The organism is Secundilactobacillus muriivasis, assembly GCF_054785195.1.
In genome coordinates this window covers 1-614 of the sequence record NZ_BAABMI010000118.1, presented here as the reverse complement: position 1 = coordinate 614, position 614 = coordinate 1, and the positions used below count along the sequence as shown (strand labels likewise).

At 43.2% G+C, this 614-nt stretch carries 1 tRNA gene; it reads left to right on the top strand.

The features are described from left to right. Positions 1 to 540: 540 nt before the first annotated feature. Positions 541 to 613, top strand: a tRNA-Val gene (locus ACYVR3_RS16205). Position 614: the final 1 nt, after the last annotated feature.

The following is a 614-nucleotide window of genomic DNA, read 5'->3' as shown; positions in this document are numbered from 1 at the left end:
ATTCTGAGACGCGGGCTTCCGGCTCAGAATCGTGCCCATGGCGTTCCAGCGCCCAAATTTTCAGACCGACCGGCTGTACCCACAATGTTAACCATGATTAACGCGCTAAAGTAGCCGAACTTCACAAGCGGCAGCGAACCCGAATACATGTTTATGTACTTTAACTCTCAACTTATGCATAAAGCGGAAACGCGTCGCCGAATGAGCATAACTTGCCAAGAAAGCCGTAGTAGGGGGCTTTTGCAAAAAAATCGAATAAATTGCAAAAAAGGGTAGCTTTTTTCTGCCAAAGCGTGTAATATAGTTCTTGCGGTTGAGTTACCGGGGCTTACGAGCCCTAACCGCTAAACATTAAGTTGAAAAAGTTGTTGACAGCTAATCAACGAGATGTTAAACTAATAAAGTTGTGTGAGACATACGAATTGCATAACTATTCATCTTAATTAAAAAAGATGTTGACATCAATTTGATAAGATGATAAACTTTAGTAGTTGTTTCGAGAGGTCGATCATTAAATGGTCCTGCCTTTATGAGCACTATGGAGGATTAGCTCAGTTGGGAGAGCGTCTGCCTTACAAGCAGAGGGTCACAGGTTCGAGCCCTGTATCCTCCAT